This is a genomic window from Botrimarina sp. (assembly GCF_040219535.1).
GTDB lineage: Bacteria > Planctomycetota > Planctomycetia > Pirellulales > Lacipirellulaceae > Botrimarina.
On sequence record NZ_JAVJSH010000006.1, the window covers coordinates 109,621 to 135,417 of the forward strand.

General features: G+C 67.7%; 15 protein-coding genes. 7 read left to right on the forward strand and 8 right to left on the reverse strand.

The window, feature by feature from the left end; genetic code table 11:
• Positions 1-39 precede the first annotated feature (39 nt).
• From RIC11_RS02330 to RIC11_RS02355, 6 genes are all read left to right on the forward strand, one after another.
• Complete coding sequence (locus RIC11_RS02330; RefSeq protein WP_350208219.1) at positions 40-1,116, forward strand: SLBB domain-containing protein; 1,077 nt, start codon at positions 40-42, stop codon at positions 1,114-1,116.
• Positions 1,117-1,144: 28 nt separating this feature from the next.
• Positions 1,145-3,409 carry a GumC family protein gene (locus RIC11_RS02335; RefSeq protein ID WP_350208220.1) on the forward strand — a complete coding sequence of 755 codons (2,265 nt, stop codon included), beginning with the start codon at positions 1,145-1,147 and terminating at the stop codon, positions 3,407-3,409.
• Positions 3,410-3,421: 12 nt separating this feature from the next.
• Positions 3,422-6,181 carry an O-antigen ligase family protein gene (locus RIC11_RS02340; RefSeq protein WP_350208221.1) on the forward strand — a complete coding sequence of 920 codons (2,760 nt, stop codon included), beginning with the start codon at positions 3,422-3,424 and terminating at the stop codon, positions 6,179-6,181.
• On the forward strand, positions 6,178-8,010 hold the full coding sequence (locus RIC11_RS02345; RefSeq protein WP_350208222.1) for a polysaccharide biosynthesis protein: 1,833 nt from the start codon (positions 6,178-6,180) through the stop codon (positions 8,008-8,010). Before RIC11_RS02340 ends, RIC11_RS02345 begins: the two co-directional genes overlap by 4 nt.
• Before the next feature lie 250 nt (positions 8,011-8,260).
• Complete coding sequence (locus RIC11_RS02350; RefSeq protein WP_350208223.1) at positions 8,261-11,107, forward strand: DUF1553 domain-containing protein; 2,847 nt, start codon at positions 8,261-8,263, stop codon at positions 11,105-11,107.
• Between the two features lie 18 nt (positions 11,108-11,125).
• Positions 11,126-12,586, forward strand: coding sequence for a DUF1501 domain-containing protein (locus RIC11_RS02355; RefSeq protein WP_350208224.1), 1,461 nt, complete (start codon positions 11,126-11,128; stop codon positions 12,584-12,586).
• Here the strand turns inward: RIC11_RS02355 and RIC11_RS02360 are convergent.
• The 6 genes from RIC11_RS02360 to RIC11_RS02385 all read right to left on the reverse strand — a co-directional run bounded on the left by RIC11_RS02360 (position 12,583) and on the right by RIC11_RS02385 (position 22,143).
• Positions 12,583-14,610, reverse strand: coding sequence for a hybrid sensor histidine kinase/response regulator (locus tag RIC11_RS02360; protein WP_350208225.1), 2,028 nt, complete (start codon positions 14,608-14,610; stop codon positions 12,583-12,585). The genes RIC11_RS02355 and RIC11_RS02360 overlap by 4 nt on opposite strands.
• Before the next feature lie 105 nt (positions 14,611-14,715).
• A complete protein-coding gene (locus tag RIC11_RS02365) occupies positions 14,716-16,263 on the reverse strand; it encodes a sulfatase family protein (protein ID WP_350208226.1) in 1,548 nt (515 codons plus the stop codon).
• Entirely contained in the window at positions 16,260-17,702 is a 1,443-nt protein-coding gene (locus RIC11_RS02370; RefSeq protein ID WP_350208227.1) for a glucoamylase family protein, read from the reverse strand. The genes RIC11_RS02365 and RIC11_RS02370 overlap by 4 nt, the downstream gene beginning before the upstream one ends.
• Before the next feature lie 174 nt (positions 17,703-17,876).
• Positions 17,877-19,109 carry a DUF1559 family PulG-like putative transporter gene (locus RIC11_RS02375; protein WP_350208228.1) on the reverse strand — a complete coding sequence of 411 codons (1,233 nt, stop codon included), beginning with the start codon at positions 19,107-19,109 and terminating at the stop codon, positions 17,877-17,879.
• 109 nt (positions 19,110-19,218) lie between these two features.
• On the reverse strand, positions 19,219-20,676 hold the full coding sequence (locus RIC11_RS02380; protein WP_350208229.1) for a hypothetical protein: 1,458 nt from the start codon (positions 20,674-20,676) through the stop codon (positions 19,219-19,221).
• A 444-nt stretch (positions 20,677-21,120) separates the two neighbouring features.
• On the reverse strand, positions 21,121-22,143 hold the full coding sequence (locus tag RIC11_RS02385) for a LacI family DNA-binding transcriptional regulator (RefSeq protein ID WP_350208230.1): 1,023 nt from the start codon (positions 22,141-22,143) through the stop codon (positions 21,121-21,123).
• A 349-nt stretch (positions 22,144-22,492) separates the two neighbouring features.
• On the opposite strand from RIC11_RS02385, the gene RIC11_RS02390 reads away from it, so the two are divergent.
• Positions 22,493-24,064, forward strand: coding sequence for a hypothetical protein (locus RIC11_RS02390; RefSeq protein WP_350208231.1), 1,572 nt, complete (start codon positions 22,493-22,495; stop codon positions 24,062-24,064).
• On the opposite strand, the gene RIC11_RS02395 is transcribed toward RIC11_RS02390, so the two are convergent.
• The gene (locus RIC11_RS02395) at positions 24,018-24,152 is read right to left on the reverse strand and encodes a hypothetical protein (protein ID WP_350208232.1); all 135 of its coding nucleotides are present in this window, start codon (positions 24,150-24,152) and stop codon (positions 24,018-24,020) included. The two genes, RIC11_RS02390 and RIC11_RS02395, sit on opposite strands and share 47 nt — an antisense overlap.
• A gap of 105 nt (positions 24,153-24,257) precedes the next feature.
• Positions 24,258-25,589 (reverse strand): hypothetical protein, encoded by a 1,332-nt coding sequence (locus RIC11_RS02400; protein ID WP_350208233.1) that lies wholly within the window; start codon positions 25,587-25,589, stop codon positions 24,258-24,260.
• Positions 25,590-25,797 lie beyond the last annotated feature (208 nt).

The following is a 25,797-nucleotide window of genomic DNA, read 5'->3' on the forward strand; positions in this document are numbered from 1 at the left end:
ATCGCAACCCGGTCTCCCCCCTATCCCGTCAACGGTTTGATGACGCGACTGCTGCTAGTGTTGCTGATCGCACTGGAGGGCGTTGGGTGCAGCTCGGGCCTGACGCGAGGCCGAGACTTGCCCGATCAGTGGCGCGCGGTCCCCGGAGCCGGCCGCCAGCAGGTGAGGCTCACTGGGTTGGCCGGTCAAGGCGGCGCCGCCGCGGCAATAGCACCCGCCGACGTCCTGGCCGTCCAAGTGCTGACGGGCCTCGAAGAGGAGCCGGATGAGCCGATGCTGTTGCGGGTCGACGCCCAAGGCGACGTCGATGTTCCAATCGTCGGTCGGGTGGCGGTTGCGGGCGTGGAACCAGAGGAAGCCTCACGTCGGATCGCATCGGCGGGCGTCGAGCGCGCGGTCTACGTTCGTCCTCAAGTGAACGTTCGGTTCGAGGAGCGAGCGTCGCACAGCGTCACGGTGCTCGGCGCGGTGAACGAGCCGGGGACGAAGCAGGTTCCGCGATCGACTTGCGACTTGCTCACGGCGATTGCGGCTGCCGGCGGCTTCACCGAGGACGCCGGGGCCGTGGTCGAGGTGCTGCGGCACGATCGAGCGGTTTCGCCGTCGTTCGCGGCCGTTGACGGCGACAAAGCCGTGCGGCAGGTGGCGTTTCACGGGCCGGGGTCAGGGGTCGGCCAACCCGCCGAGCGGATCGACCTGTCCGACCCGGCGACCCGTCCCGGAGCGTTGCACCCCCTCGGCGACCGTGACGTGGTGATCGTTCGGCCCCGAGAGAAGCGGGTGGTTCACGTCTCGGGACTGGTGGCCGAGCCGGACCAGTTCGAGCTACCTGAAGACCACGACCTGCGGGTGCTGGACGCGATCGCGATGGCCGGCGGCACGACCACGAGTGTCGCCGACAAGGTGATCGTCATACGGCAGGTCGCCGACGTGGAGTCGCCGTTGGTTGTGCAGGTAAGCATCGCGGAAGCAAAACGCAATGGGAGCGAGAACCTCCGGTTGCAGTCCGGCGATCTGATCAGCGTCGAGTCGACCGTCGCGACCACCGTCGCCGAGACGTTCAACAGCCTCTTCCGAATCACGATGGGTGTCGGTGGCGACCTCACTCTCTTCTGATTCGATTCCGCCGCAGCGATCACACGTCATGAGCAGCCAGCCAACCCCGGATTCCCACACGTACGACCCAGAATCGATCGGGTCGGGCGACGCGTACAGGGGCGCCGTCCGGCTCATGCGCGTCGCGGAGCACCGGCAGATGACCGTCTTCTGGTGCCTGGCCGCATGCCTCGCCATCGGCGTTTCGTACTACGCCTTTGCTCAACGGTACTACCGCTCTCAGGCCAAGCTGATGGTCGTTGAGCAGCGAGGGAGCAACGTCGCCGGCATCGCCGATCAAGCCGACCGCGACGAGCTGATGACAACTCACAAGGAGCTGGTGCGTAGCCCGGTCGTGATCAGGCGGGCGATCGATCAGTTGTTGCCGGAGCACCGTGTGGACCTCATCGACGAGGCGCCGGAAGACTGGGTGGAGGTCCTCGGCGAGCGCCTGAGCGCGACCAACACACGGAAGACCAACCTCATCGGCGTTTCGTACGAGTCGCTCGACCCCGAAGCGGCTTCCGCCGTCGTGCAGGCGGTCATCAACGCCTACCTGAGCTTCGTCGACGACACCCACCGCGGCACCGCGTCCGAGGTGCTCGAGGTCCTCACGGTCGAACGCGACGAACTGGAAAGGGAACTCGCGAGTAAGCAGCAACTGCTACGCTCCGAGCGCGAGCGAGTCGGCCACTTGGAGCTGCCGAAGGAGAACGGGGTCGTCGATCCGGTGATCGACCGCGCGATCCAGGTCAACCGGGCGTGGGTCGATACCCGCCAGCGGCGTGTGTCGCTGCAAGCCTCCTTGGCGAGTGTCGAGGCGGCAATCCGCAAGGGACTCGACCTGCGGCAGTATGTGGGCGCGATCCAAGACACGGTCGGCGAACGGATGATGCTGTCCGCTATGGGGCTCAGCGAGAGCGACATGCTGGTCATCGCCGATCAGCAGCAGCGGGCGGCCGATTTGAAGGGCGAGTTGAGTCGCGTGCGCCCCTTCTACGGACCGAACCACCCGACCGTCAGGTCGCTACGGGAACGGCTCGAAGAGACAGAACAATCCCTCGCGGGGTACGGGCGGGGCGGGGTGGGGCGACCGGAACAACTGCCATCGCCGGAGCTCGGCGCCGTCCTTGTCAACATGCTCAATCAGGCCATCGACCAATCGGCGGAGCAAGAGCGCCGGCTGCAACTGACCTTCGAGGATGCGCGGCGCGAGGCCTCGCAACAGAGCGGCGACTTGGTACGGGTCGATATGCTCGAGCGCGAGGTGGATCGGCTGGAAAAACTGCATGACGTCCTGTTCAACAAGATTGCGGCGGTCGACATCCACCAGGTCCAAGCCCCGATTCGCGCGACGATTGTCGAAGAACCGCTGCCGCAAGACGAGCCGTGCTCGCCCCAGCTGCGGATGGTTCTGGCGGCCTCGCTGCTCGGCGGGCTGGCGATCGGAATCGGGCTGGCCTACGTGCAGGACCTGGCCGACGACCGTTTCGGTTCGCCCGAAGAGATGACCGCTCAGCTTGGCTGCCGTGTGTTGGCTGTGGTCAAGCGGTTGCCCAAGCTGGCGGGAGACGGCTTGGAGACCGTCCACATGTGCGTGAACAGCCATGCCGCCGATTCGGAAGCGTTCCGCACGCTGAGGACTTCGATCGCACTGGGCGCCGACGGCGCGGACCGCTTTGTCGTGTCGAGCTCCGAGCCGGGGGACGGCAAGACCACGATCTCCGCGAATCTCGCGGTGTCCTACGCGCAGTCGGGCAAGCGGACGCTGGTTATCGACTCCGACCTCCGCAAACCGGGTCTCACCGCGTTGCTGGGATTGAAGGGGAGGCCGGGGTTGACCGACGTGTTGTCGTGCCAGTCGGACCTGGCCGCCGTAGCAGAAAAGTGCGTCCACCGAACGTCGCTCCAGAACCTGGACGTTATCCCAGCGGGCCCCCGACGCCCGGACCCGGCCGAGTTGCTGCTCAGGGCGAACTTCGGGGAGTTGCTGGCCTGGGCGGATGGTCGGTACGAGCAGGTATTGATCGACTGTCCGCCGGTGCTCGCGGTAAGCGACGCGCAGATCGTGGGCCGGTTGGTCGACGGCGTCGTGCTTGTCGTCACGCCGGAGAAGAACCACCGGAGGCTCGTCTCGAGGGCAGTCGACAGCTTCGCGGAAAACGGAATCTCGCTAATCGGTGTCGTAGCGAACCGGGTCTCGGACACCGCGGGCAAAGGTTACGGCTATGGCTACGGGTACGGCTACGGCCACGACGATTCGCAATCAGATCGCTCATCCGACGATGCCGTCCAGCTCCGTCCGGCGGCCTAGCCGCGGTGCGCAATGGGAACCGACGAGTTGCTCGCCACCCAACGAAACTCGGTGAGACGCCAGATGCGCGCGACGCGTCCCGATGCTCTCGCCGAGCGGATCGGCGAAGCGGGCCTCGCAACCGCCGTCTTGCTGTGCCCCTTTGTTCTTGGCGGCGCCCACCCGGGCGGCCGCTTCGTTTACCTGCTCGGCGCGGCGCTCGCGGCGTTGGGGATGGCCTCGGCCGCAACCCTCCGGGGCCGCACCCTCTCGACTCCGCGCTGGATCGGCGTCGTGCTGCTGTCCGCGACGGCGATCCCCGTCCTGCAAGTGATCCCCCTGCCGCTCTCTCCGGCGGCTGTCACGGCGGTCGACTTCCAAGAAATGCTCCCCGCGTGGGAGGGGACGCTCGGCCTCGCCGAATGGCGGACCCTTTCCGTATCGCCCCGGGACACGCTGCTGGGCTTGGCGGTAATGGTGGGGCACGCTCTGCTCGTGTTTGCGCTGATCGAACGCCTGCGATCTGTCGATGACCTCCGCCGAGCGATCACGGCGATCGCTGTCTCAACGATTGGAATGGTGCTTCTTGCGTTGGCTCAGTACGGGGCGAGGCGTGGAGGTTTGTGTGGCTTAATCGACCACCCGTATACCGACTTCCGCGACCTACAGGGCACGTTCACAAACAAGAACCACTTCGCTCACTTCGCGCTGCTGGGACTAGGGCCGACGGTCTGGCTGGTCTTCGCTCGGCTACGGCATGCCGACAGCGGTCGCTGCCGGAAGGTTGCCGGCAGAGCCGTTCTCGGGCGAGTGGGTTGGCTGGTGTGCCCGGCGATGGTCGTGACGGCGATCCTAGCGAGTCGCTCACGCGGCGCCGGAGCGGCGTTGGCCATCTCAACTCTGATCGTCGCGATCGTGTTAACTCGGGCGGGACGATTCACGTTGCGGCAGGCCATCGCCATCGCCGCGGTGCTCGCGTTGACGTTGGCCGGCGTCTCGATAATGGGTACGGAGGCGGTTTCTTCGCGGATGGGCGCTCTCGTCCAGCTCGACATCGACGCGCTCGACCAGAAGCACGCGCGTCGAGCGATCTGGCAAGCCAACATCGAGGCCTTCTGCGCCAGTCCGATTTTCGGCTTTGGGGTTGGGAGCCATCGCCATATCTATCCCGCCTTTATCGAGGCGCCGTTCGCGGCCGAATTCACACACGCCGAGTCGGGCTACTTGCAGATCGCGTCGGAAACCGGCCTGCTGGGCTTACTCGTTCTCGCCCTGGCAATCGCTGGCGTGGGTTCGGCCGTGATCGGCGGTTTGGCTCGGTGCAACGATCAAGATGAATTGGGGCTTCGACTGGCGATCTTGTTCGGGCTGATCGCGAGCGCCACCCACTCCGTCGTCGACTTTGTTTGGTACCGTCCCGGTTTGGTGGCGCCCACGCTCGTCCTGCTGATCGGAGCGGTGCGCCTCGATTCGCTTCGTGAAGCCGCGGCAGTCCGAGAATTTTTGGGGGTCCGGCGGAAGGCCCTGCTACACGCCGGCGGGCTCGCTGCGTTGTCGTCGTTCGCGCTTATCCTGACTTGGCCCAGCGTCGCGTCGAGCCGTGCGTGGGCCGACTATCTCCGCGCTTCCTCCGGAGAGCGAGCGATGATCCAAAGGCTCGTGACGGAGGATCCGCAGCACGCCGATCCGATCCTCGCCGACACGATTGGCCAGGCCAGCCATCGAATCACGAACTTGCTCCGTCGAACCATCGAACTCGACCCCAAGAATTCAAAGGCCCACCGGCTTTACGCCTACCGGCTAATCAATAGGTTCGAGTTGGAATCCGACACGCGGTCGACCGGCATGACGCTCGACGTCATTGCCGACGCCGCTCGCAACGGAGGATTCGCGACCGTGGACGAACGGGGGGCCTGGCTCGACCGGGCTCTGGGGCCGCACGCCACCGATCTAAGGGAGGCGCGGCGCCACGCTCGGATTGCCCTTCGGTTGTGCCCCTTCGACGCGGAGGCGTGGCTCTGCCTCGCGTCGCTGTCGTTTCTTGACCCGAGCTTGGACGATCCGAGACCGCTGATCGAGCAAGCGTGTCGCCTTTGCCCGCACGATGGCGGGGTTCTCTTCGAATCGGGGCGGTTGTTTGCTTTGCACGGCGACATCCGGCGGCAGTTTGACCTGTGGCAGCGTTGCTTGAACGTCCGCGGAGGCCACGTCACGCGATTGGTATTGTGGGTGTCGCAAACGACGCCCGCCTCCGCGTTTATCGGAGCGCTCCAGCCAGACTTCGAAGCGCTGGAGATCGCTTTGCAGCAATACAGCCGGCGGGGGAACCAGGACGACATGGTGGCCCTGGCGAAATACGCGTACGGGGAGGCTGAGCGTGCCGAGAAAGGGGGCAAGGAACCGCCCGCTCGCCTCGCCTATCGATGGCGTCACGCCGGCCGAGCCTTGCGATCTATCGGGCGATACGAAGAGGCTACGGAGGCGGCCGAAAAGGCCGTGGCGTTGGCCCCGCACGTCTTCTCTTCGCGTCACGAGCTCGCCGTTTGCCTGAGGGAGCTTGGCCGTCACGACGAAGCCGATGCCCACACCAGGTGGTGTCTTGCCAGGCGTCCGGACCTTGCACACCTGCGAGAATGGCTCACGGACTCCGCCCGTCGCCGGGTGGTTGCGGATCGAGGGCGGGGTGGTAGCCGGCCGCTGTACGGTTCATCGGAACAGTCGGGGCGCGACCCGAACGCCCCAGCGCAGGTCGTACCGTGCCGGACGTCTTCTCACCAAGGCATGATCAAATGAGCCGTGTCCTCCGACGCGCCGCCGTCCTCATCGCCTTCGCCACGGTTGCGGCGGGCGCCTTCTTGGGCGCTTACCTGCTTCGGTTCGGCGGGCCGCCGGCGGCTGTTCACCGCGAGGCGATGTGGGCGCTGGCGGCCTGCGCGGTCGCGATCAAGCTGGTGGTCTTCTCGTGGCGGCGGCTGGACCGGGGGTTGAGCCGCCCGATCGGGTTCCACGACTTGCTCGCGATCGCCGCGGCGACCACCTGGAGCACCCTGGGGCTCACGTTCGCCGACGCGGTCCTGCTGCCCGGCGTCAACGCGCCGCGTGGCGTGCTGTTGATCGATTGGGGGACCACGTTGCTGGCGTTCGGCCTCCTCCGAGCGGCGCCCCGCGCGGTGCGGGATTGGCGGCGGCGGCTGCGTCGCGAGCAGGGGCGACGCGTGCTGATCGTCGGCGCCAACGACGAGGGCGAGGCGCTGCTGCGGTCGCTCTCGCTCGACCGCCGGCACGCGTACCGCGCGGTGGGCTTCGTCGATCCCGATCCGTCGCACCGCGGCCAGCGGATCGGCGGTGTGAGCGTCGTGGGCGCGCCGGAGGAGATCCCGTGGCTGGCCGCGTCGCTCGGCGTGGAGGAGGTGCTGGTCACCGGGTCGCTGCCGGGCCGCGTGGTGCGTCGCGTGATGGCCGACGCCGAACCGATCGGCGTGCCGGTCCGCGTGCTCCCGACCCACGCCCAACTGTTGGGGGGAACGGTCTCGGTTGGGCCGCGCGACGTGTCGATCGAAGACCTGCTGCGGCGCGACCCGGTGCGGATCGATGGCGCCGCGATCGCCCACCAGATCGCCGGCAAGACGGTCCTGGTCACCGGCAGCAGCGGCTCGATCGGTTCGGAGATCTGTCGGCAACTGCTCAAACACGGGCCGGCCCGCTTGGTCGCGCTGGACCGGGCCGAGACCGCCCAGTTCTTCTTGGAGCAGGAGCTCCAGCGCGTCGGCGGCGACTCGGTCGAGGTGGTGCTGGGCGACACGACCGACCCGGCGCGGATCGACGCCGTGTTCGCCGAGCACCAACCGGACGTGGTCTTCCACGCCGCCGCTTACAAGCACGTGCCCCTCATGGAGCGGCACCCGGGCGAGGCCGTCAAGAACATCGTCGCCGCCACGGCGAACGTGGCCGACGCGGCCGAGCGCCACGGCGCCGAGAGCTTCGTCATGGTCTCGACCGACAAGGCCGTCCGGCCGACGAGCGTGATGGGCGCGTGCAAACAGTTGGCGGAGCGGTATGTGCAGGCGAAGTCGGTCGGTTCGGCCTGCCGATACGTGACCGTCCGATTCGGGAACGTGCTCGACTCGGCCGGCAGCGTCATCCCGATCTTCCGTCAGCAGATCCTCGCCGGCGGACCCGTGACCGTGACCCACCCCGAGATCAACCGCTACTTCATGATGATCCCCGAAGCGGCCCAGTTGGTCATCCAGGCCGGGGCGATGGGGCGGGGCGGCGAGGTTTTCGTGCTCGACATGGGCGAGCCGGTGCGGATCCTCGACCTCGCCCGCGACATGATCCGCCTGTCGGGCCTCGTCGAAGGAGAAGACATCGAGATCCGCATCACGGGCTTGCGTCCCGGCGAAAAGCTCTACGAAGAGCTCTACCACGAGAGCGAGCGGCACAAGCCGACCGCGCACGAGAAGATCCTGGCGGCCGACGCACAGCCCGAGCCCCTCGTCACGGTGCTGAACAGCATCAACCGCTTGAGTCTAGCGGTTGACCGCAGCGACGGCGACGTTCTAGCCGAACTCGACGTCATCGTGCCACGGTTCGACAGCGGCCTGATGAGCCGCGCGGCCTGAGGCCGCACCAGTTGGGCTCGGTTGGGGGGGAGCCGGACGAGCCTTTCGTTCGTCGCCCGCTCGTGACGCTTGCGAAATAGCCCCTATTGCCGCCCGCGGGCGATTCAGTGGGGCTGCGACGGAGCCTCGCAACGAGACACGGGGCGTGATCCGGTAGGCTCTGGCGCGTAGAGTGGAGGAGTCGCCGGCCCGCGGAACTCCTGCACGGCGGGCCGCTACAGCAGGAACGCCCCTCCTCTTCTCGACCGCCATGCGTCGACGCTTATCGCTATCCGTTGCAGCGGCGGCGCTTGCTGTCCTCTCGGCTCGCGCAGAGGAGCCGCGCGTCGATTTCGACCGCGACATCCGGCCGATCTTCGTCGCCCATTGCCTCGCGTGCCACGGCGGCGTTAAGCAAGCCGCCGGCGTGTCGTTCGTTTACCGAGACCAAGTCCTCCCGCCTGACGGGTGGATCGTCGAACCCGGCGACCCGGCGGCCTCCCCGCTGCTGGACCGCGTGACCGAAACCGACCCCGACTTGCGTATGCCGCCGCCGGAGCACGGGCCGGCGCTCAGCGACGAAGAAGTCGGCTTGCTACGCGGCTGGATTGCGCAAGGCGCCGTTTGGCGAGAGCACTGGGCCTTCGAGCGGCCGACGGCGCCCGCCCCGCCGGAAGCGTCGCGTAGCGCGTGGCCGCGAAAGGAGCTCGACCGGTTCGTTCTGCGGCGGCTCGAAGAACAAGGCCTCGAACCCTCGCCCGACGCGGACCCGAGCCGTTGGCTGCGGCGGGTGAGCCTCGACCTCGTCGGCCTGCCGCCCACGCCCGACGAGCGGCGGGCGTTTCTCGAGGACGTGGCTCGACGTGGCGAGGCGGCCTACGCGGCGGCGGTCGACCGTTTGCTCGGCTCGGATCACTTCGGCGAGCGTTGGGCGAGCGTGTGGCTGGACCAGGTGCGGTACGCCGACTCACGCGGCCTAGGAAACGACGCGCCGCGCAACGCGTGGAAGTACCGCGACTGGGTGATCGCAGCGCTAAACGACGACCTCCCCTACGACGAGTTCACGACCAAGCAGCTCGCCGGCGACCTGCTGCCGGCGCCGAGCGTCGACGACCTCGTCGCGACCACCGCGCACCGCCTGACACAGACCAACGACGAGGGCGGAACCGACGACGAGGAGTTCCGCGTGGCCGCGGTGCTCGACCGGGTCAACACCACCTGGCAGGTCTGGCAGGGCGTGACGTTCGGCTGCGCCCAGTGCCACAGCCATCCCTACGACCCGATCCGCCACGAAGAGTACTACCAGTTCGCCGCGTTGCTCAACAACACCACGGACACCGACGCGACCGAAGAGTACCCGACCATCCCCGCCCCTACCGACCGAGCGGATCACCAGCGAGTCAGCGAGCTTCTCCAGGAAATCCACACGCTACGCGAACAGCTCTGGCGCCGACAATTCTCTGTCGTGGCTGAGGATTCTCTGTGGCGCCCGGCACACGCCCTGCGGCCGTGGACCAACAACGACGCGAAGCTCGTTGTCGAGCGCCGCGACGGGCGCGAGGAGTTCCGCACGTTGGGCGTCGTCCCGCGGCGCACCGTCGAGACGGTCGAAGCCAATCCGCCCGAGGGCCTTGAACGGGTGGCCGCGGTTCGGGTGATCGCTATGCCGCTCGACCCGGAGAAGGCCGCCGACGATTCCGAATGGGGGTTCGTCTGGTCGCACGTCGAGTTGGAAGTCGTCCGCCCCGGCGCCGCGCCCGAGAGCGTGCCGATCGCTCGCTTGGTGGGGGACGAGCCCCACCCCTTCCTCGATCCGCAGGAGAGCCTCAACAGCGACTCCGTGGAGGGCTTCGCCGCTTACAGCCGCGTTTACGGGCCGCGCGTGGCCACGCTGTTGCTCCGGGAGCCGATCGAGCTCGGACCCGACGCGCGTTTGCGGATCACGATCAACCACCGCCAGTCGGCGCTGGGCACCTTCCCGCTGGTGACCCGACGCGGCGCAATCGAGGTCTCCGACTCGCCGCGGCTGACCCGTTTGGCGTCCGACGACGGCCTCCGGGTGTTGCGGGACCGCCTCGCGGCGCTCCAGTCGGAGCTAGCGTCGATCCCAACGGTAGAAACGCCCGTCATGGCCGAGCGGCCCGATCGGTTGCGGCGCACGCAGCGCGTGTTCGAGCGGGGCTTGTTCCTCGACAAGGGCGAGCTGGTTCGGCCCGGCACGCCCGCCGCGCTGCACGAGATGGCGTCCGAGGGGCTGCCCAGCCGGCTGGACATGGCCGAGTGGATCGTCGACGACGCCAACCCCCTCACGGCGCGGGTCGCCGTGAATCGGCTCTGGGCGCGGTTGTTCGGCGTGGGGCTGGTCCGCACGGAAGAAGACTTCGGCTCCTCGGGCGAGCGCCCGTCGCACCCGGAACTGCTCGACCACCTCGCCACGCGATTCTCCGGCGATTTCGATTGGAGCGTCAAATCGATCCTGCGGGAGATCGTGCTGTCGAGCACCTACCGCCAAACGAGCAAGGCGTCGCCCGACGCTTATCGGCGCGACCCCGAGAACCGGCTCCTGGCCCGTGGCCCGCGCCACCGGCTGCCCGCGGAGACCGCCCGGGATCAGGCGCTCGCGGCCGCCGGGCTGCTCGACCGCACGCTCTACGGGCCGCCGGTCCGTCCGCCGATACCCGAGGGCGTTTGGAAGCCGTTCTTTCGCGCGGACAAGTGGGCCGACACGGCGCCGGGCGATGCGCAGCGATACCGGCGGTCGATCTACACGTACACTAAGCGGTCCATCCCGTACCCAATGTTCCAGGCTTTCGACGCGCCGTCGCGAGAGTTCTGCACGCCGCGGCGTTTGCGCTCCAACACGCCGCTGCAAGCGCTAGAGACGCTCAACAGCGAGGCGATGGTCGAGTGCGCGGCGGCGCTCGCGGACCGGATGCGGTCCCACGGCGGCGCGTTGGCCGATCAGATCCGGTACGGCGTTGAGCTTACCGCTTGCCGAGAGCCGACCGACGCCGAGGTCGAGGTGCTCGCTCGGTTGGCGCAGCGCTCCTCGGGCGACGACGCCCTCCGCGACGTGGCGACCGCGCTGTTGAGCCGCGACGAGTTCCTGACGAAGTAGCAACCGAGGCGACGCGACATGGGCCGCGACAACCTGCAACACGAATTCGCCAGTCGGCGGCTGCGGCACGCGACTCGGCGTCACTTCCTTAAGGACTGCGCGACCGGGCTAGGGGCGATGTGGTTCGCGATGCAGAGTCAGCGGCCCGCGGCGGCGTCCGGCGCGCCGGCCGGCTTCCTCGCCCCCCCGGCGCGCGCCAAACGCGTCATCTACCTGCACATGGTCGGCGCGCCGAGCCAGCTCGAATTGTTCGACTTCAAACCCGAGCTGAAACGCGTCGACGGCGAGCTCTGCCCGGAGTCTTTCCTCGAAGGGAAGCGGTTCGCGTTCCTCCAAGGCCGACCGCGGATGCTCGGACCGATCTACCCGTTCAAGCAGCACGGCGAGTCGGGCGCGTGGTTCAGCGACCGGCTGCCGCACATGGCTCGGTGCGCGGACGACTTCTGTGTCGTCAAGACGCTGCAGACCGACCAATTCAACCACGGCCCGGCCCAGCTGATGGTCCACGCGGGCCAGCCGCGGATGGGCTACCCCGCGATCGGCTCTTGGGTGACCTGGGGACTCGGGACCGACAACGCCGACCTGCCGGGCTTCATCGTGCTGCTCTCCGGCGGGCGGCAACCGCGGGTCGGCAAGGCGTTGTGGAGCTCGGGCTTCCTCCCTTCGGTCTACCAAGGTGTGCAGTGCCGCGGGGAGGGCGACCCGGTCCTCAACATCGCCAACCCCGACGGCGTGACCCGCGCCGACCGCCGCGCGCTGATCGACACGCTCGACGCGTTGAACGAGCAGACCTACGAGGAGTTCGGCGACCCGGAGACGCTCACCCGAACCGAGCAGTACGAGCTCGCGTTCCGCATGCAAGCCGCCGCGCCCGACGCGATGGACATCTCGCGCGAGCCGGCCGAGGTCCTCGGGCGTTACGGCGCGCAGCCGGGCGGCGAGTCGTTCGCCAACAACTGCTTGCTGGCGCGGCGGCTCGTCGAGCGCGGCGTTCGGTTCGTTCAGCTCTTCGACTGGGGCTGGGACAGCCACGGCTCCAACGCGAGCGAGGCGCTCGACGACGGTTTCCGCGCCAAGTGCCGCCAAGTCGACCGGCCCACCGCCGCCCTCGTCGAGGACCTCCGCGAGCGGGGACTCTTGGAAGACACGCTCGTCGTGTGGGGCGGAGAGTTCGGCCGCACCCCGATGCAAGAGAACCGCGGCGGCGTGACGAGCCCCTACTACGGCCGCGACCACAACCCGAACGCGTTCACCGTCTTGATGGCCGGCGGCGGCGTGCGGGGCGGCTACACCCACGGCGAGACCGACGCGATGGGTTACGACGTCGTGCGCGACCCGGTCCCGCTACGCGACTTCCACGCGACGATGCTGAGGCTGCTGGGAGTCGACCACGAGCGGATGACCTTCCCGTTCCAGGGCCTCGATCAAAAACTGACCGGCGTGAAGCCCGCCCGGGTCGTCGAGCAGCTGCTCGCCTAGAGCGGCGCCCTCGACGCGAGGCTAGCCTGCACGGCCGACTCGAGCAGCCCCCAGTCGATGGGTTTCGCCACGTACTCGGTGCAGCCCGCCTCGAGGCACCGCTCGCGGTCTCCGACCATCGCGCTGGCGGTCAGGGCGATGATCGGGAGGGTCTCGCCGGCGTCTCGCAGCCGGCGGGCCGCTTCGTAGCCCGACATGACCGGCATGTTCATGTCGAGCAGCAGCACGTCGAAAGGCCGTCCTGCTTCCTTGGCGGCCGAGATCTGGCTCAACGCCGACGCCCCGTCCTGCACGAAGCACAGTTCCTCGGCGTGGCGGGCGAGGATCCGCTTCAGCAGGTGCTGGATGCTCGCCGTGTCTTCGGCGACCAGCAGCTTGCCGCGGCGGACCGCCTCGCCGCTCGCCGCGGGGGACGGCCCCGTCGCTTCTTGGAGGCGGCGATTGGCCGATTCGATTTTCTCCCGTGAGGGAACCACTAACGGCAATCGCAAGCGGAACGCCGATCCCCTCCCCGGTTGGCTGTCGACCGCGATCTCTCCGCCGAGCAACCGAGCGAGCTTCGCCGAGATCGCCAGCCCCAACCCGACCCCCTCGTTGAGGCTGTGGGCCAACTCGTCGGCAGCGGGGCCGGCCTGGACTTGGTGGAACGCCTCGAAGACGGCCTGCTGCTGTTCGGGCGCGATCCCGATGCCGGTGTCCGACACGGTGAACACGACGCTCGGCTCGCCGTCGCGCCGCGTGGCGACCATCATCTCGACCGATCCCGCTTCGGTGTATTTGATCGCGTTGGAGAGCAGGTTGACGAGGACCTGGCGCAACCGGATCGGGTCCGTCTGCAGGTAGGGCAGGGGGGCGCGGTTCGGGTCGATTCGGAAGTCGAGTCCCTTCTCGGTGGCGAGCGGCTGCATCAGCGAGCGGACGTCCTCGAGCAACGCCGGCACGTCGCACACGCCCTTGCGGTGGACCGTCAGGCGCCCGGCTTCGATCTTCGAAAGGTCGAGCACGTCGCTGAGCAGGCGCTGCAGCAGCCGGCCCTGGCGCTGGATGAGGTCCGCGGTGGCGGCTGTGTCGCTGTCCTTCGGGTCGCGTGCGAGCACCTCGGCGCAGCCGAGGATCGCGGTGAGGGGCGTGCGGATCTCGTGGCTGGTGTTCGCCAGGAAGCGGCTCTTCGCGAGGCTGGCGGCCTCGGCCTCCCGACGCGCCTTGGCCAGTTCCTCCTGCGACCGCTTCTGCCGAGTGATGTCGAAGTTCACGCCGACGACCCGTCGTGGCCGGCCGTCTTCGTAGACGACACGGCCCCGCCCCGACAGCCACCTGTCGGTCCCCTGCGGCGTCGTGACCAAGAACTCGTGGTTGTAGGGCTCGCCCCTGTGGATCGCCGCGTCGATCGCCTCGCTCAGCGGGCCGCGGTGGTCCGCGGCCACAAGCTCAAAGAAATCCGATGCCTTGACGACCGGCTCGCCGGTGACCGGATCCTCGTGCCCCGCCAATCCGATCAGGCCCTGCTGCGTCTCGTCGAACCAGACGTTGCCCGTGTCGAGGTCCCAGTCCCAGGTGCCCATCGCGCCCGCTTCGAGGGCGAGGCCGAGCCTCTGGTTGGTCTCCTCGAGCTGCCGGGTGCGTAGCTCTACTTCGGCCTGCAGCTCTTCGGGGCTGCGGTAGAGCAGCAGCTTGGGCCAGTGCATCGACGCCGCGATGACCGTCATCACCGACGCGGCAGCCGTAGTCACCTTGGCGACCGCCGACAGCCGGTAGATCGGCCACCAGAAGATGATCGCGTCGATCAGGTGGACCGTGCCGCACGCGAGGATGAACACCGCGAACAAGGTCACCACGTGGGGCGCGGGGACGTGGCGGACGCGGCGCAGCACCACAATCAGCAGCAGCGGGATCGCCGTGTAGGCCGCCGCGGTCATCAGGTCGGCGACGACGTGCGTCCAACCGAGCCACGGTTCTTCCGCCCAGGCCGTGCCGCAGTTCCACCGAGCGGGAAACCCCTCGGTGTCGTAGAAGTAGCCGAACATGTCCGTCAATCCGCCGGAGTGCGACGCGGATGCGCAAAGCGGCGTATTGTCCGGCCAGATTGCGCCAGTCGCAAGCGCTCCGATCGGGTTTCCGCTGGGGCAGGGCTAGCCCCCGGACTGATCGGCGGTGTCGCGGGGCGCTTCGAAGCCGTACTCCCGACGGAACTCGCGCAACCGCTCGGTCAACCGCTGCTGCACTTGCCGCACCGACGGCTCGCCGTAGAGGTTGCGGAGCTCGTCCTTATCGGACCCCAAGTCGTACAGCTCCCAGTCGCCCAGCTCGTAGTAACTGACGAGCTTGTGCCGGCCATCGGTCACGCCGTCGTGCCGCGCCACCGCGTGGTCCCGGTCCGGGCCCTCGTGGTAGTGGTAGTAGAACGCCTGCCGCCATTCGTCCGGCTCGGCGCCGCGGAACAACGGGGCCAGGCTGTACCCCACCATCGCCGGGTCGGCCTGTGCGCCGGCCAGCTCGCAAAAGGTCGGTCCGACGTCGAGGTTCGAGACGATCCGGTCCACGCCGCGCCCCGGCTCGGCGGTCCCCGCCGGCCACCGCGCGACCATCGGCGTGCGGAGCGACTCCTCGTAGATGAAACGCTTGTCGAACCAGCCGTGCTCGCCCAGGTAGAAGCCCTGGTCGCTCGTGTAGACGACCAGCGTGTTCTCCGCCAAGCCGTTCTCGTCAAGCCAATCCAGCACGCGGCCGACGCTCTCGTCGACGCTCGCCACGCACGCCAGATAATCTTCCATGTAGTGGCGCCACACCCATCGGGTCCGGTCCCGGCCGGTGAGGCGGGCCCCTTCGAACTCTTCGTGCCGGGGGTCGATGGCGGCCTCCCAGGCCGCTCGTTGTTGGTCGTCCATGTGGCCGTAGAGCCACTTGCGGTGGTTGCTGTCGGCGGCCCAGGCCTTCACGTCGCGGTCGATCCGCATGTGGTCGCCGATCCGCATCTCGGCCCGGCGCGGGCCCTCGGTCCGCGTCGCGTAATCGTCGAACAGCGTCGAGGGCTCGGGCAGGTCCTTGTCTTCGAACTCGCGGAGGCGCTCCGGCGCGGGGTCCCACGGGCGGTGGGGCGCCTTGTGGTGCAGCATCAGCAGGAAGGGCTTGCCCTCGGCTCGCCCGGTCGGGCCCTCGCCGCTGAGCCAATCGATCGCCAAGTCGGTCGTCACGTCGGTCACGTAGCCATCCACGGCGCGCCGGCCCGAGGGACTGCGGAAGTCGGGGCGGTAGTACTTGCCCTGGCCGGGCAGGATGTCCCAGTGATCGAAGCCCGTCGGGTCGCTCTTCAGGTGCCACTTGCCGATCATCGCGGTCTGGTACCCGGCCCGCTGCAGCGCCTTGGGGAACGTCCACTGCGAACCGTCGAACTCGGTGTAGTTGTCGGCGACGCCGTTCACCGGGCTGTGCTTGCCGGTGAGGATGTTCGCTCGGCTGGGCGCGCAGATCGAGTTGGGGACGTAGCACATATCGAAGCGCAGCCCCTCCGCGGCGATGCGGTCGATGTTGGGCGTGTGGATGAGCCGGTCGTCGTACGCCGAAACCGCCTGGTAGGCGTGGTCGTCGCTCATGATGAACACGAGGTTCGGCCGCGGCGCCCCTTGGGCGGCGGACCAAGCCATCGCGGCGAGCACAACCAGCCAGGCGCTTCGGATCATGGGGACTCGCCTTCGGTTGGTGGGGCGGCCTCGGGGGGGCCGGCTCCGAGCCAAGGGGCCGTGAAGCCGGCGCGGGTCAGGCCTCGGCGGATCGCCGGCGACTTCTTCATCAGTTCCCAGACCAGCCCGGAGCGGTGGTTCTCCGCCATCAGCAAGATCGGGCCTTGGTCGATGCCCAGGTAGTCGTCCGCCACCCAGCCCGTCTGCGGGTCGACCACCCCGTGGCTGAGTTTGACGCCGCCGTCGCGGAACGTCGGGTTGATCGCGTCGCGGAAGCCGTATTGGGCGTAGAGCCGGTCGCCGTAGCGGTCACGCATCGCGGCCAGAGCGGCCAGGGTCTCGTCCGGCGCGAAGGGGATCGAGCCGCCGGCCGCGGTCGGCGCGACCGTGCCGTCGTCGTGCACACGCTCGGCGCTCGCGCCCCGCGCCCAGTAGGAGTGGAACCGGCGCGGCTCTCCGTTGATCTCTAGCTCGGTGTTGGCCGGGCCGTCGCACGCGGTGAGCCCCCAGAAGTCCTCGCCGTAGCCCCGCCAGCCGGCCGGGTTCGCGATCGCGTACGCGCGTTGCGCGAGGGTCGCGCGGCGGGAGTTCTCGAAGTAGTCGATCCCGCGCGCCCGGAGGTAGCCGTCTTGCAGGCCGCGCGGGTCGACCCAGCACGCGGTGTACTGGTGCCCGAACAGCGGCGCGAAGTTCACGTGCTCTTGGCCGTAGAACTCGGCCCAGTCGTAGGTGCTGGTGTACGCGTCCCAAGCGGCTGGCTCGACCGGGTGCGTGGGCGACCCCAGCGCGAGCACGTAGAGGAACATGGCCTCGTTGTAGCCCTTGTAGTCGGCCCGTCCGAAGCCGCCCTCCTCGGGCTTCCACCCCATCGCGACCAGCGGCGCGCGGGGCTGCATCCAGTCCCACTCGACGCGGCGGTACAGCGTGTCGGCGAGCCGCCGGATCTCGGCCTCGCGCGGGTCGTCGGCGTCGAAGTACTCGCCGCAGGCAAGCACGCCCATCATCAGCAGCGCGGTGTCGATGCTCGAGAGCTCGCAGCGGCGCCACCTCAGGCCGGACTCTTGCCCGAGGAAGTGGTAGTAGAAGCCGCGGTAGCCGGCGGCGCGCTGCGGGTCGTCCGACTGCGGCGAGTCGTGGAAGAAGCGGAGCGTGGCGAGGACCCGCTCGCTAGCCGCGGCCCGGTCGACCCAGCCCCGCTCGACGCCGACGAGGTAGCCCGTCAGGCCGAAGCCGACCGCCGCGATGCTGCTGGGGGAATCGCTCGGCCAGCGGTCGGGCGTGAGGCCGTTTTCGGCTGGGGTGGTTTCCCAGAAGAAGTCGAACGTGCGCCGCTGCAGGTCGTCGAGGAAGGCCTGCTGATCGGCCGCCGCCGCGGGCCGCGCGACTCCAAGCGAGGCCAACACAAGCACGGTGAGCGACGCCCGTCGGAGGCGGTCCATCACGTTCTACCTCGCAGGGTCGATCGAAGGTTGAAGAGCGGTTTTCGCGTGCCGCCCCCAAAAAGGCCGGCCGCCGCGCTTGAGCCGAAGGCGCTAGCCTCGGGCCGACCTGCGCTTGACCCGAAGGGGCTAGCCTCGGGCCGACCTCAACCTCGCGACAACGGATAAGCGGCATCAGAACACGCCGTCGATGGCCTCGCCATCGAAGCGGTGGCCAAGCCGGTTGAACATCTCCGGGTCGATGTCGTAATTGAGCGTGTGCACGCTGGAGTCAGCGAACACGGTGTTGAAGCCGCCGGGGTGTGAGGAGCCGATCATCCAGTCGCCGGCGTTGTCGCACGCGCCGCTCGGACCGAACAACGCGGCGAGCTGTGCTTCGTAGGGCTGTCCGTTGACGCTAGGCCGTCCCGGCACTTGTGAAAGGTCTGAGTCGGGTCGGGGGGGGAACAGAGTGGTTCGCATGTTGTTGCAGTCCCAGCCGTCCGCCCACCCGAGGTCGTCACCGGCATTGATGTTGAAGGACCCGGCCGAAACACCGTTGCCGGGGTGGAGGTCGGGGACGAGCCACTTCTCGGCGATCAGCATCGTCTTGCTAGAGCCGTCGGGAATCTTGGCGAACGTCATCTCCAGGCCGGTGCCGCTAGAGTAGCCCGTGCTGCCATCGCTGAACCATCCAGTCCGCTGGATTACCCCGCGGAACCGCACTAAAATCTGATCGCCCCGGGTTTGCGACTGACTCACAAGCCCTTGATAAAACCCATTGTCGGACCTCGGTAAGTTGAAGGTGCACGCCGGAAACGGGCATCCCCAGGTCGACTGTCGCAGCCGATCCAACGGGCTGTTGGACATGGGGTTTGCGAGCATTGCGTCCATGTCACTTGGATTGGGCATCTCGCTGCGTGCCGGGGCCGCCATCACACCGGCGTAGTCAATCAAGCTGATTAGAGAATTAGCTTGGAAGGTCACCCCACGCCGGGAAGGGCAGTTGTAGAGGCCGACAGGCAGCCGACGCATTTGGGCGCTGTCAACGATGTCTGCGATGGCTCCCTCTTCCATGAAAGGGAGTAGCTGGAAAAACGTGCTCAGGCCTTGCTTTTCGGGGCCGTTCGCGGGGCCGCGGCGCAGATCCGGATTGGGCTGAGATAAGGTGTCCGCCAAGTAGTTCTCGATCACCGCGCCGGGCGTCGAGCCACCGGTGGGGAACTGGCCTTGGGAGTCGTAGAAGTTCTGCGCCGCCAACCCGATGTTCTTCAGGTTGTTCTTGCACTGGGTGCGACGGGCCGCCTCACGCGCCGCTTGGACGGCCGGCAGGAGCAACGCGACGAGGATGCCGATGATGGCGATCACCACCAGCAGCTCGACGAGCGTGAATCCGTTGACGATAGGTCGGCGGTTGGTGGGTCGCATCGAACTTCCCTAAGGTCGGTGGTTGGGTTCCCCCTCGGGCTGCCGGGCCCGCGGATGGCGGCGCCCCCGCCGGCACGCTGCCGGCGGGGCGCCATCCGATCAGGGAGCGTTAGCTCTGCCGACGAACGCCAGCGGCTAGCAGCGCGACGAGCGCCAGGACCGCCGCGGTCGGCTCGGGCACGGCCGAGGCGCCGCCCGTGCCGGCGCCGTAATTCTGCGCCCACAGGTCGTAGCCGGCCTGCGAGCTGTCGGGCGAGTCGCCGTCGCGCCACACGGTGTAGTCCGCGGCGTCAACTTGCCCGTCGTTGTTGTAGTCGCCGGGCAGGTCGCCGACGAGCGTCAGCAAAAAGTCGTCCCAGAAGGCCGACTGGTTGCCGGTGTTCTCGGTGTTCGCCGTGATGTTGTTGACGATCCCCCCCACGCGGGCCTGCACCGTGCCGGCCGGGGCTACGCCTGTTACGCTGTGCGTGGTCCAGCTGTTCGCCGCGGCGGTCTTGCCGTCGGCCCGCAGATCGAGCGAGACGCTGTCCAGCACGGCGCCCATGTCGTCGAGGAACGCCAGCTCGATGAGGGTCTCGTTCTCGCCGCCGGTGAGGCCGTCGCCGAGGTAGTTGACCTCCCATCGGGCGGACGCGGAGAACATGTACTCCTCGCCGGCCATCGCATCGACCGTCTGCTGAACGACGGCTGACTCCGCGTCGGCGACGAACGGACGCACCCAGATGCCGTTCGCCCCGCCCGTGTCGGGGTTGTTCGCGAAGGTGGCGATCGAGATCGAGTCGGCCGTGTCGGGCGTCTCGATCAACTCAAACTCCTCGAGAAGGAAGTCTTCGATAGACGGGGGTAGTTCATTGAGGTTGGCGTTCGCAAGCAGCTCCGTCGACGGGGCGCTGCTCGTGGTCAGGGAGAAGTTGTCGACGAACGCCGACTGCGGGTTCAGCCCCGCGTCGGCCATCTGCAGGGCGCGGGCTTGGACACGGACCGACGCGGCGCCCTCCGGCGCCACCGCCGAGAGCGGCGTCACCGCCGTGTAGCCGAAGCCGGGGAACACCTCGCTCGCGACGTCGCGCACCAGGGGGGTCCCGATGACCGTGCCGCCCGCGTCGAGGAACGCCAGTTCGAATTCGGTTTCGGTCGGCGACTCGATCGCCCCCCAAGGCGACGCGGGGTCGAGCGTCGCGACGCCGCCCGAGTAGTTGGTCTCGAACGCGGCGGTCCCGGAGAACACGTAGTTTTCACCGGGGGTAGCGGGCGCCACTTGGGTGAGGCGTGCGTCGACGAAGCCGGGGTCGGGGTCGCCGTTGAAGGCTTGGAACCAAAGCCCCCGGTGGTTCGGGTCGGGGTTGAGCGGGTCGATGGGATTGTCGGCGAAGCCGGCCAAAGCCGCTGCGTTGCGCTGAGTCGTCGTGCCCGAGACAACTTCCTCGAGCGTCCAGAAGGGAACTTCGGCGACGGCGGGCGTCTCGAAGTCGCCATAAGTCAGCAGGTTCTGAGCGGCGGCGAAGCGCGGCGCGGCGACGGCCGCGACGGCTAGGCATAGCAAGATTCGATAGCGGGGGTGAGTCATAGCTGGCATCCCATAGAGAAAAATCAGACGAGCGGTTCGGATCGGCGCTCTCGCACCGACCGAGTGGGGGTGGTCGTGTCGCGCTGCGCTGTCAGCCCGCTCTTGCAACCGCCGTTCCTCCTGACGAAAAACGGGGGCCACCGACGAGCGGGTCAGCCCTTCGCTGGGCAAGTCTTTGACCGCAGGAAGAGCTCTCGGATAAGCATCACTCGCCGGGGCGCCACGCCAGGCGAGCGCTACCGGCTAGGGAGCGGGCGGGTTGCCTCTTCGCAGACCCTTCGATTTGACCCAGCCCGACCTTCGCCTGCCGCTGCCTACGGGCGCACCCGTATGCGGGAAATTCCCGGCTGTTCCGGTACTTAGGGGAACTATCCCGCTAGCCATGACAATACGCGAAAGAAAGTGTTTCCTGCAAGCGCTTTCAGTTCATTTTGCGACTTGTCGTCATGATCCCGGCGCCGGCGGACCGCCGCACGACTCGCGGACCACCACCTCGGTGGGCAACGTCACCCGGTTGGGGGGGCGGTCCGGCGATTCGAGGCGTTCGCACAGCAGCTCGATGGCTTTCGCGCCCATCTGGGCCATGGGCGTCCGGACGGTGGTCAGCCGCGGACGGGTGAGCTGGGCGATGCGGGTGTCGTCGAAGCCGGCCACGGGTAGGTCGGCGGGCACGTCGAGCGTCGCGGCCAGGGCGGCGTCGACCACCGCGGCGGCCATCTCGTCATTCGCCGCGAACACGACCGACCGCGCCGCGGACCACTCCAAGACCCGCTCCGACGCGTAGCGGAACGCCGTTTCGTAGCTGTAGTCTAGGTAGACGATGTCCTTCTGGGACGGCTCGCGGCCCACCTCGGCGAGGACCTTTTGGTAGGCGTTGAGCCGGTCGATCGTGTCGAGATTCGTGGCGTGGCCGCCGAGGAACACGATCGGGCTGGTGGGATAGAGCGACAACAGGTGGCGGACGAGCGACTCCGCGCCGTTGCGGTGGTCGATCGCCACGGTGTCGTGCGTCGCGCCTTGGATGTCGCCGTCGAGCACCACCAGCGGGACGGGGGCGTCGCCGAGCGAGGTGCGTATGCGGGAGCTCATCTCGGTGACCATCACGATCATCCCGTCGACCAGCCCCTGGGCGCCGATCGTCGCGAGGACGTCTTGGCCGTCGTCGTCGGCGGTGACCGAAGAGATCAGCAGGTGGTAACCGCACTCGCGGGCCTTCAGATTCGCGCCGCGGATGATCTCCGAGTAGAACTCGCCGTGCAGGTCGGGGAGCACGAGCCCCAGCACGTTGCTCTTGCGGAGCATCAGGCCGCGGGCGAACACGTTGGGGCGGTAGCCGAGCTCGGCGATGGCCTCCTCGACCCGCTTGCGGGTCTGCGCGTTCACGACGTTGTGACGATTCAGCACCCGAGAAACCGTGCTGATCGACACGTCGGCTCGGCGCGCGACGTCTTCGATGGACGTGGCCATACAGGTTCTCGGCTTCTGGTTTCTCGTTTTTTTCGCGACCAGCTCTGACGCCGTGGCGCCGGCAGCGGCAGGGGGACCGGGTGGGGTTCCCCACCCATAATCGGTTGGGGTGGCGGGCAGAACCACCTTCGATGCGGGGGACGCTCTGTAGCGGTTTCGCGCCGCTGCTATGGGAGCTGCTTGGGCATATGAGACTACCGACAGATCAATTGCAAGCGGTTTCATAGCGGGGTTTAATGGTATAAGCGCGCCTCCGGCGGCCCCTTCTCAGCTAGGATAGGCATCCAACACCGAGAGCCGCGGCGTCGTTCTACGAAACCCCTTCGCGGCGATTCATGCAGGACGCGGCATGTGCGGAAAACTCGTTTCTCCCACGACCCTCCTCCTCTTGGTCGGGGCGGCAAACGCTCCGGGCCAAGACCTCAGCGCGTTCCGGTCGGACCAGATCGGCCGATTGGCTCATTACGTGGCGGACGCGATACAGCCTTCGGGGCTCGTGCGCGACTCGCTCGTGCTTGACCCGACCCGGCCGAGCTTCCACCCCGCCACGCCCGACGCGGCAGGGTTCGCTCTGGTCGCCTTGGCCGCGCTGGATCGTGTCGACGCGATCGCCGATGCCGACGTGCAGGCGCTCAAGGTCTTGAACGCGTACGCGGGGAGGACCGCGGGGGTTGCGCCGGCCCGGTCGGCCGATGGCCACTTCCTGCACTTCATCGATCCGGTGACCGGCGCCGACACGCCGGGCTGGGACGACAGCTACAGCCCCATCGGCTCGGCTCTGCTCGCGGCCGGCGCGTTGTTCGCGGCGAACCACTTCGACGCGGCTGGCTCTCCGGTGGCCGGGGACATCCGGTCGGTGTCCGAGTCACTCACCGCGTCGATCGACTTCGACGCGGCGATCCACCCGAGCCTCGACGGCCGGGTCTATCTCGACATGACCCCCCAAGGGGGCGGCGCCGGCGGGGCGGTGCGGCCGTGGAACGAGTACCAACTCGTGGTGAGCCTCGCGCTGCGTCAACGGGGCGACAACGACCGGGCCGTGGCGGTCCGCCGGCAGTGGCTCAACCCAGACGCCGCGCCGATCAAGTACCTCGGTCGGACGCCCACGCTGACCGACAACCCGGACGCTTTCGCGCCGGCCTTCTGGGTCCAGCAAGCCAATTACTTCAACGGTGACTTCCGCCACAGCGACGGGTTCCAGGCCTACCTGGCGAACCAAGCGACCGTCGATCGCGCTTACAGCCGCAGCGTGCTGGGTGAGCCGTACCGCTACGGGCTGACGGCCGGCGTTAGCCCGCAGGGCTACCACGCCGACCGCATCGCCGACCACCCGAACAACGTGTTCTCGCCGGAGGCGGTGGCCGCGTGGGGCGACCTGGCGACGCTGCTCGATTTCGCGGCGGACCAGCCGCCCGACTCGGACCCGCGGTACCGCTACGGCTTGGTCCGCGTTTCCGCGGACCAACCGGGCTGGGTCCCCGGCGACGCGGGCCTCGTCGACCACCTTTTTCTGTTGTTCGGGCTCGTCGAGTCGATCGACCCGAGTTTTTTCTCGTCGCGCGTTTTCGCGCCGCTGGACGCCGCCGATTACAACTTCGACGGGGTGGTCGACGCGGCCGACTACACCGTCTGGCGCGACGTGCGGGGCGGCCTCCTCGACAACCTCGCGCCGGACGGCGACCTGAGCGGCGTGGTCGACGGCCAGGACTACTCTGTCTGGTCCACCCGCTACGCACTGGCAAACCACGCATTGGCAAACCACGCATTGGCAAGCAACGCGTTGGCAAAGCAGAACGCCGGCGCCGGCGGGCCCGTTCCCGAGCCGTCGGCGCCGACGCTTGCTGCGTGCGCGGCCGCTTGCTGGTTGCTCCTGTTCAGATCTTGCCGAGCAGCAAGAGGACAACCAGGATCAGCAGGATAAGCCCGCCGATGCCGCCCAGCGGCACACTCTCCAGTATCGCGGCGATGAGCAGGATGACGAGCACAACGCCGATGAGTCCGAAACGCATTTTCTTATACCTCGGTGGGTGGATTGGATGGACGATCCCGCCCTGTGGGCGGTCGCGGCTGGGCGGACCGGCGGCTGCTCGCCGCCGGCCCTCACCCCTCGGTGATCAAGCGCTGCCGGCGGTGTGCCGTTCGTAGTAGTAGCGACGCGAGGTGTCGGCGCCGCACCACCCGCCGAGGATGGCGATCGCCAAGCCGATGCCAGCCGAGGCGAACGCGGACCAGGTGACCGCCTGCGCGTAGTCGTTCAGCTCTTCGACGGCGGCGTTCGCCGTTTCGCCGACCTCTTCGGCCGCTTGCGAGAGCTTCTCGATCTGCGCTTGGTAAGTGTTTTGTACCCCTTCAACCAACTCGTTCACTTCGGCGTCGCTCAGATCGGTGTTCTCGGTCAAGACGTTCTTGGCCTCGTCGACCTTGCCATAAGCGAGCAGCTGCGCGGCCTTGGCCATCTGGTCGGTGTTCAGGTCGTTCAGCGCTTTCTGAATATCATCGTCGGTGACTTGCGGGCCGCCCTCGGCGTCGGCGGCGGCGATCACGTCGGCGCTCTGACGAACGAGTTGGCGGCGGAGGTCTTCCGCGAGGCTAGCTTGGTTGTCCGGGTTGCCCAGTTGCCGTTCGAGCGAGTTGTAGACCCCCTCGGCCAAGTCACGCGCTTGATCGGCGGTTAGCTCGGTCTGCGACGCGATCAGCTCGGCCGCACTCTCTTGTTCGTTGTCCAACAGTTGCTGGACAATCTGGTTGAGGGTCTCACGGTCGAGGTCGTTGAAGGACTTACGGATTTCTTCGGCGGACACGCTGGGGCCACCCTCGGCCTCGGCCGATGCAATGGCCTGAGCCGCTTGTTGGCTCAGCTCTTTCTGGATGGTGTTGGCTAGCTTCGAGTCGCTGGTTGCGAAGCCGGTCGCTGCCTGGGCCACTCCGCCGACCGCATCATCGATCGACGCCCCGGCCGTGTAGGCGGCCGAGCCGACCGCGCTGGCGGCCGTACCGGTTGCCTCTGCCGCTGCGACGACCAGCGACTGACCCGTCTGAAGGAAGCCTTTCAGGCCGACGTAGCCGAAGAGCATTAGCACGACGGTGGCGACTGACCACAGCACAAAGCCGTGCATCATCCCGATCATCTCATCGGTCGTACCCGACAGCCGCGCGGCAGTGGCGCCGCCGATGAAGTAGGCGACCAAAGCGGTGAGGAGCATCCAGATAATGACGCCCTCGGTCAGGCCCTCTCCGATAAGCGTCGAGTCCGACGCGTCGGCGATGCTGAGACCCAGCGCCCCACCGAGCAGGTACAGCAGATAGCTGACGGCGAGCACAGCGAAGAGGCCGGCGAACAACGCCCCCCAACTCACCCGCTCGGGCCTAGGCAGGTTGGTGCGGATTTCTTCACGGTGGCCGTGTTCCACGCCGTGATCGTGATGATGGTGTTCGGACTCGTGCATCGTGTTGTTACCTCGGTTGGATTCTGGCGAAGCGCGGCGTAGACGCCGGCCGTCTGCGACGACACGCGGAAAAAACGGGGTCGATCGCTACGTGTCGCAACCCGCTTGCCAATCTCTGCGGGAGGCCTCGGATTGGTGTTGGTGAGGACCGCGGCGGCCGTGCACAGCGGCCGACGCCGTCCACCTGGTGGCGAGGACGCCACCCGAT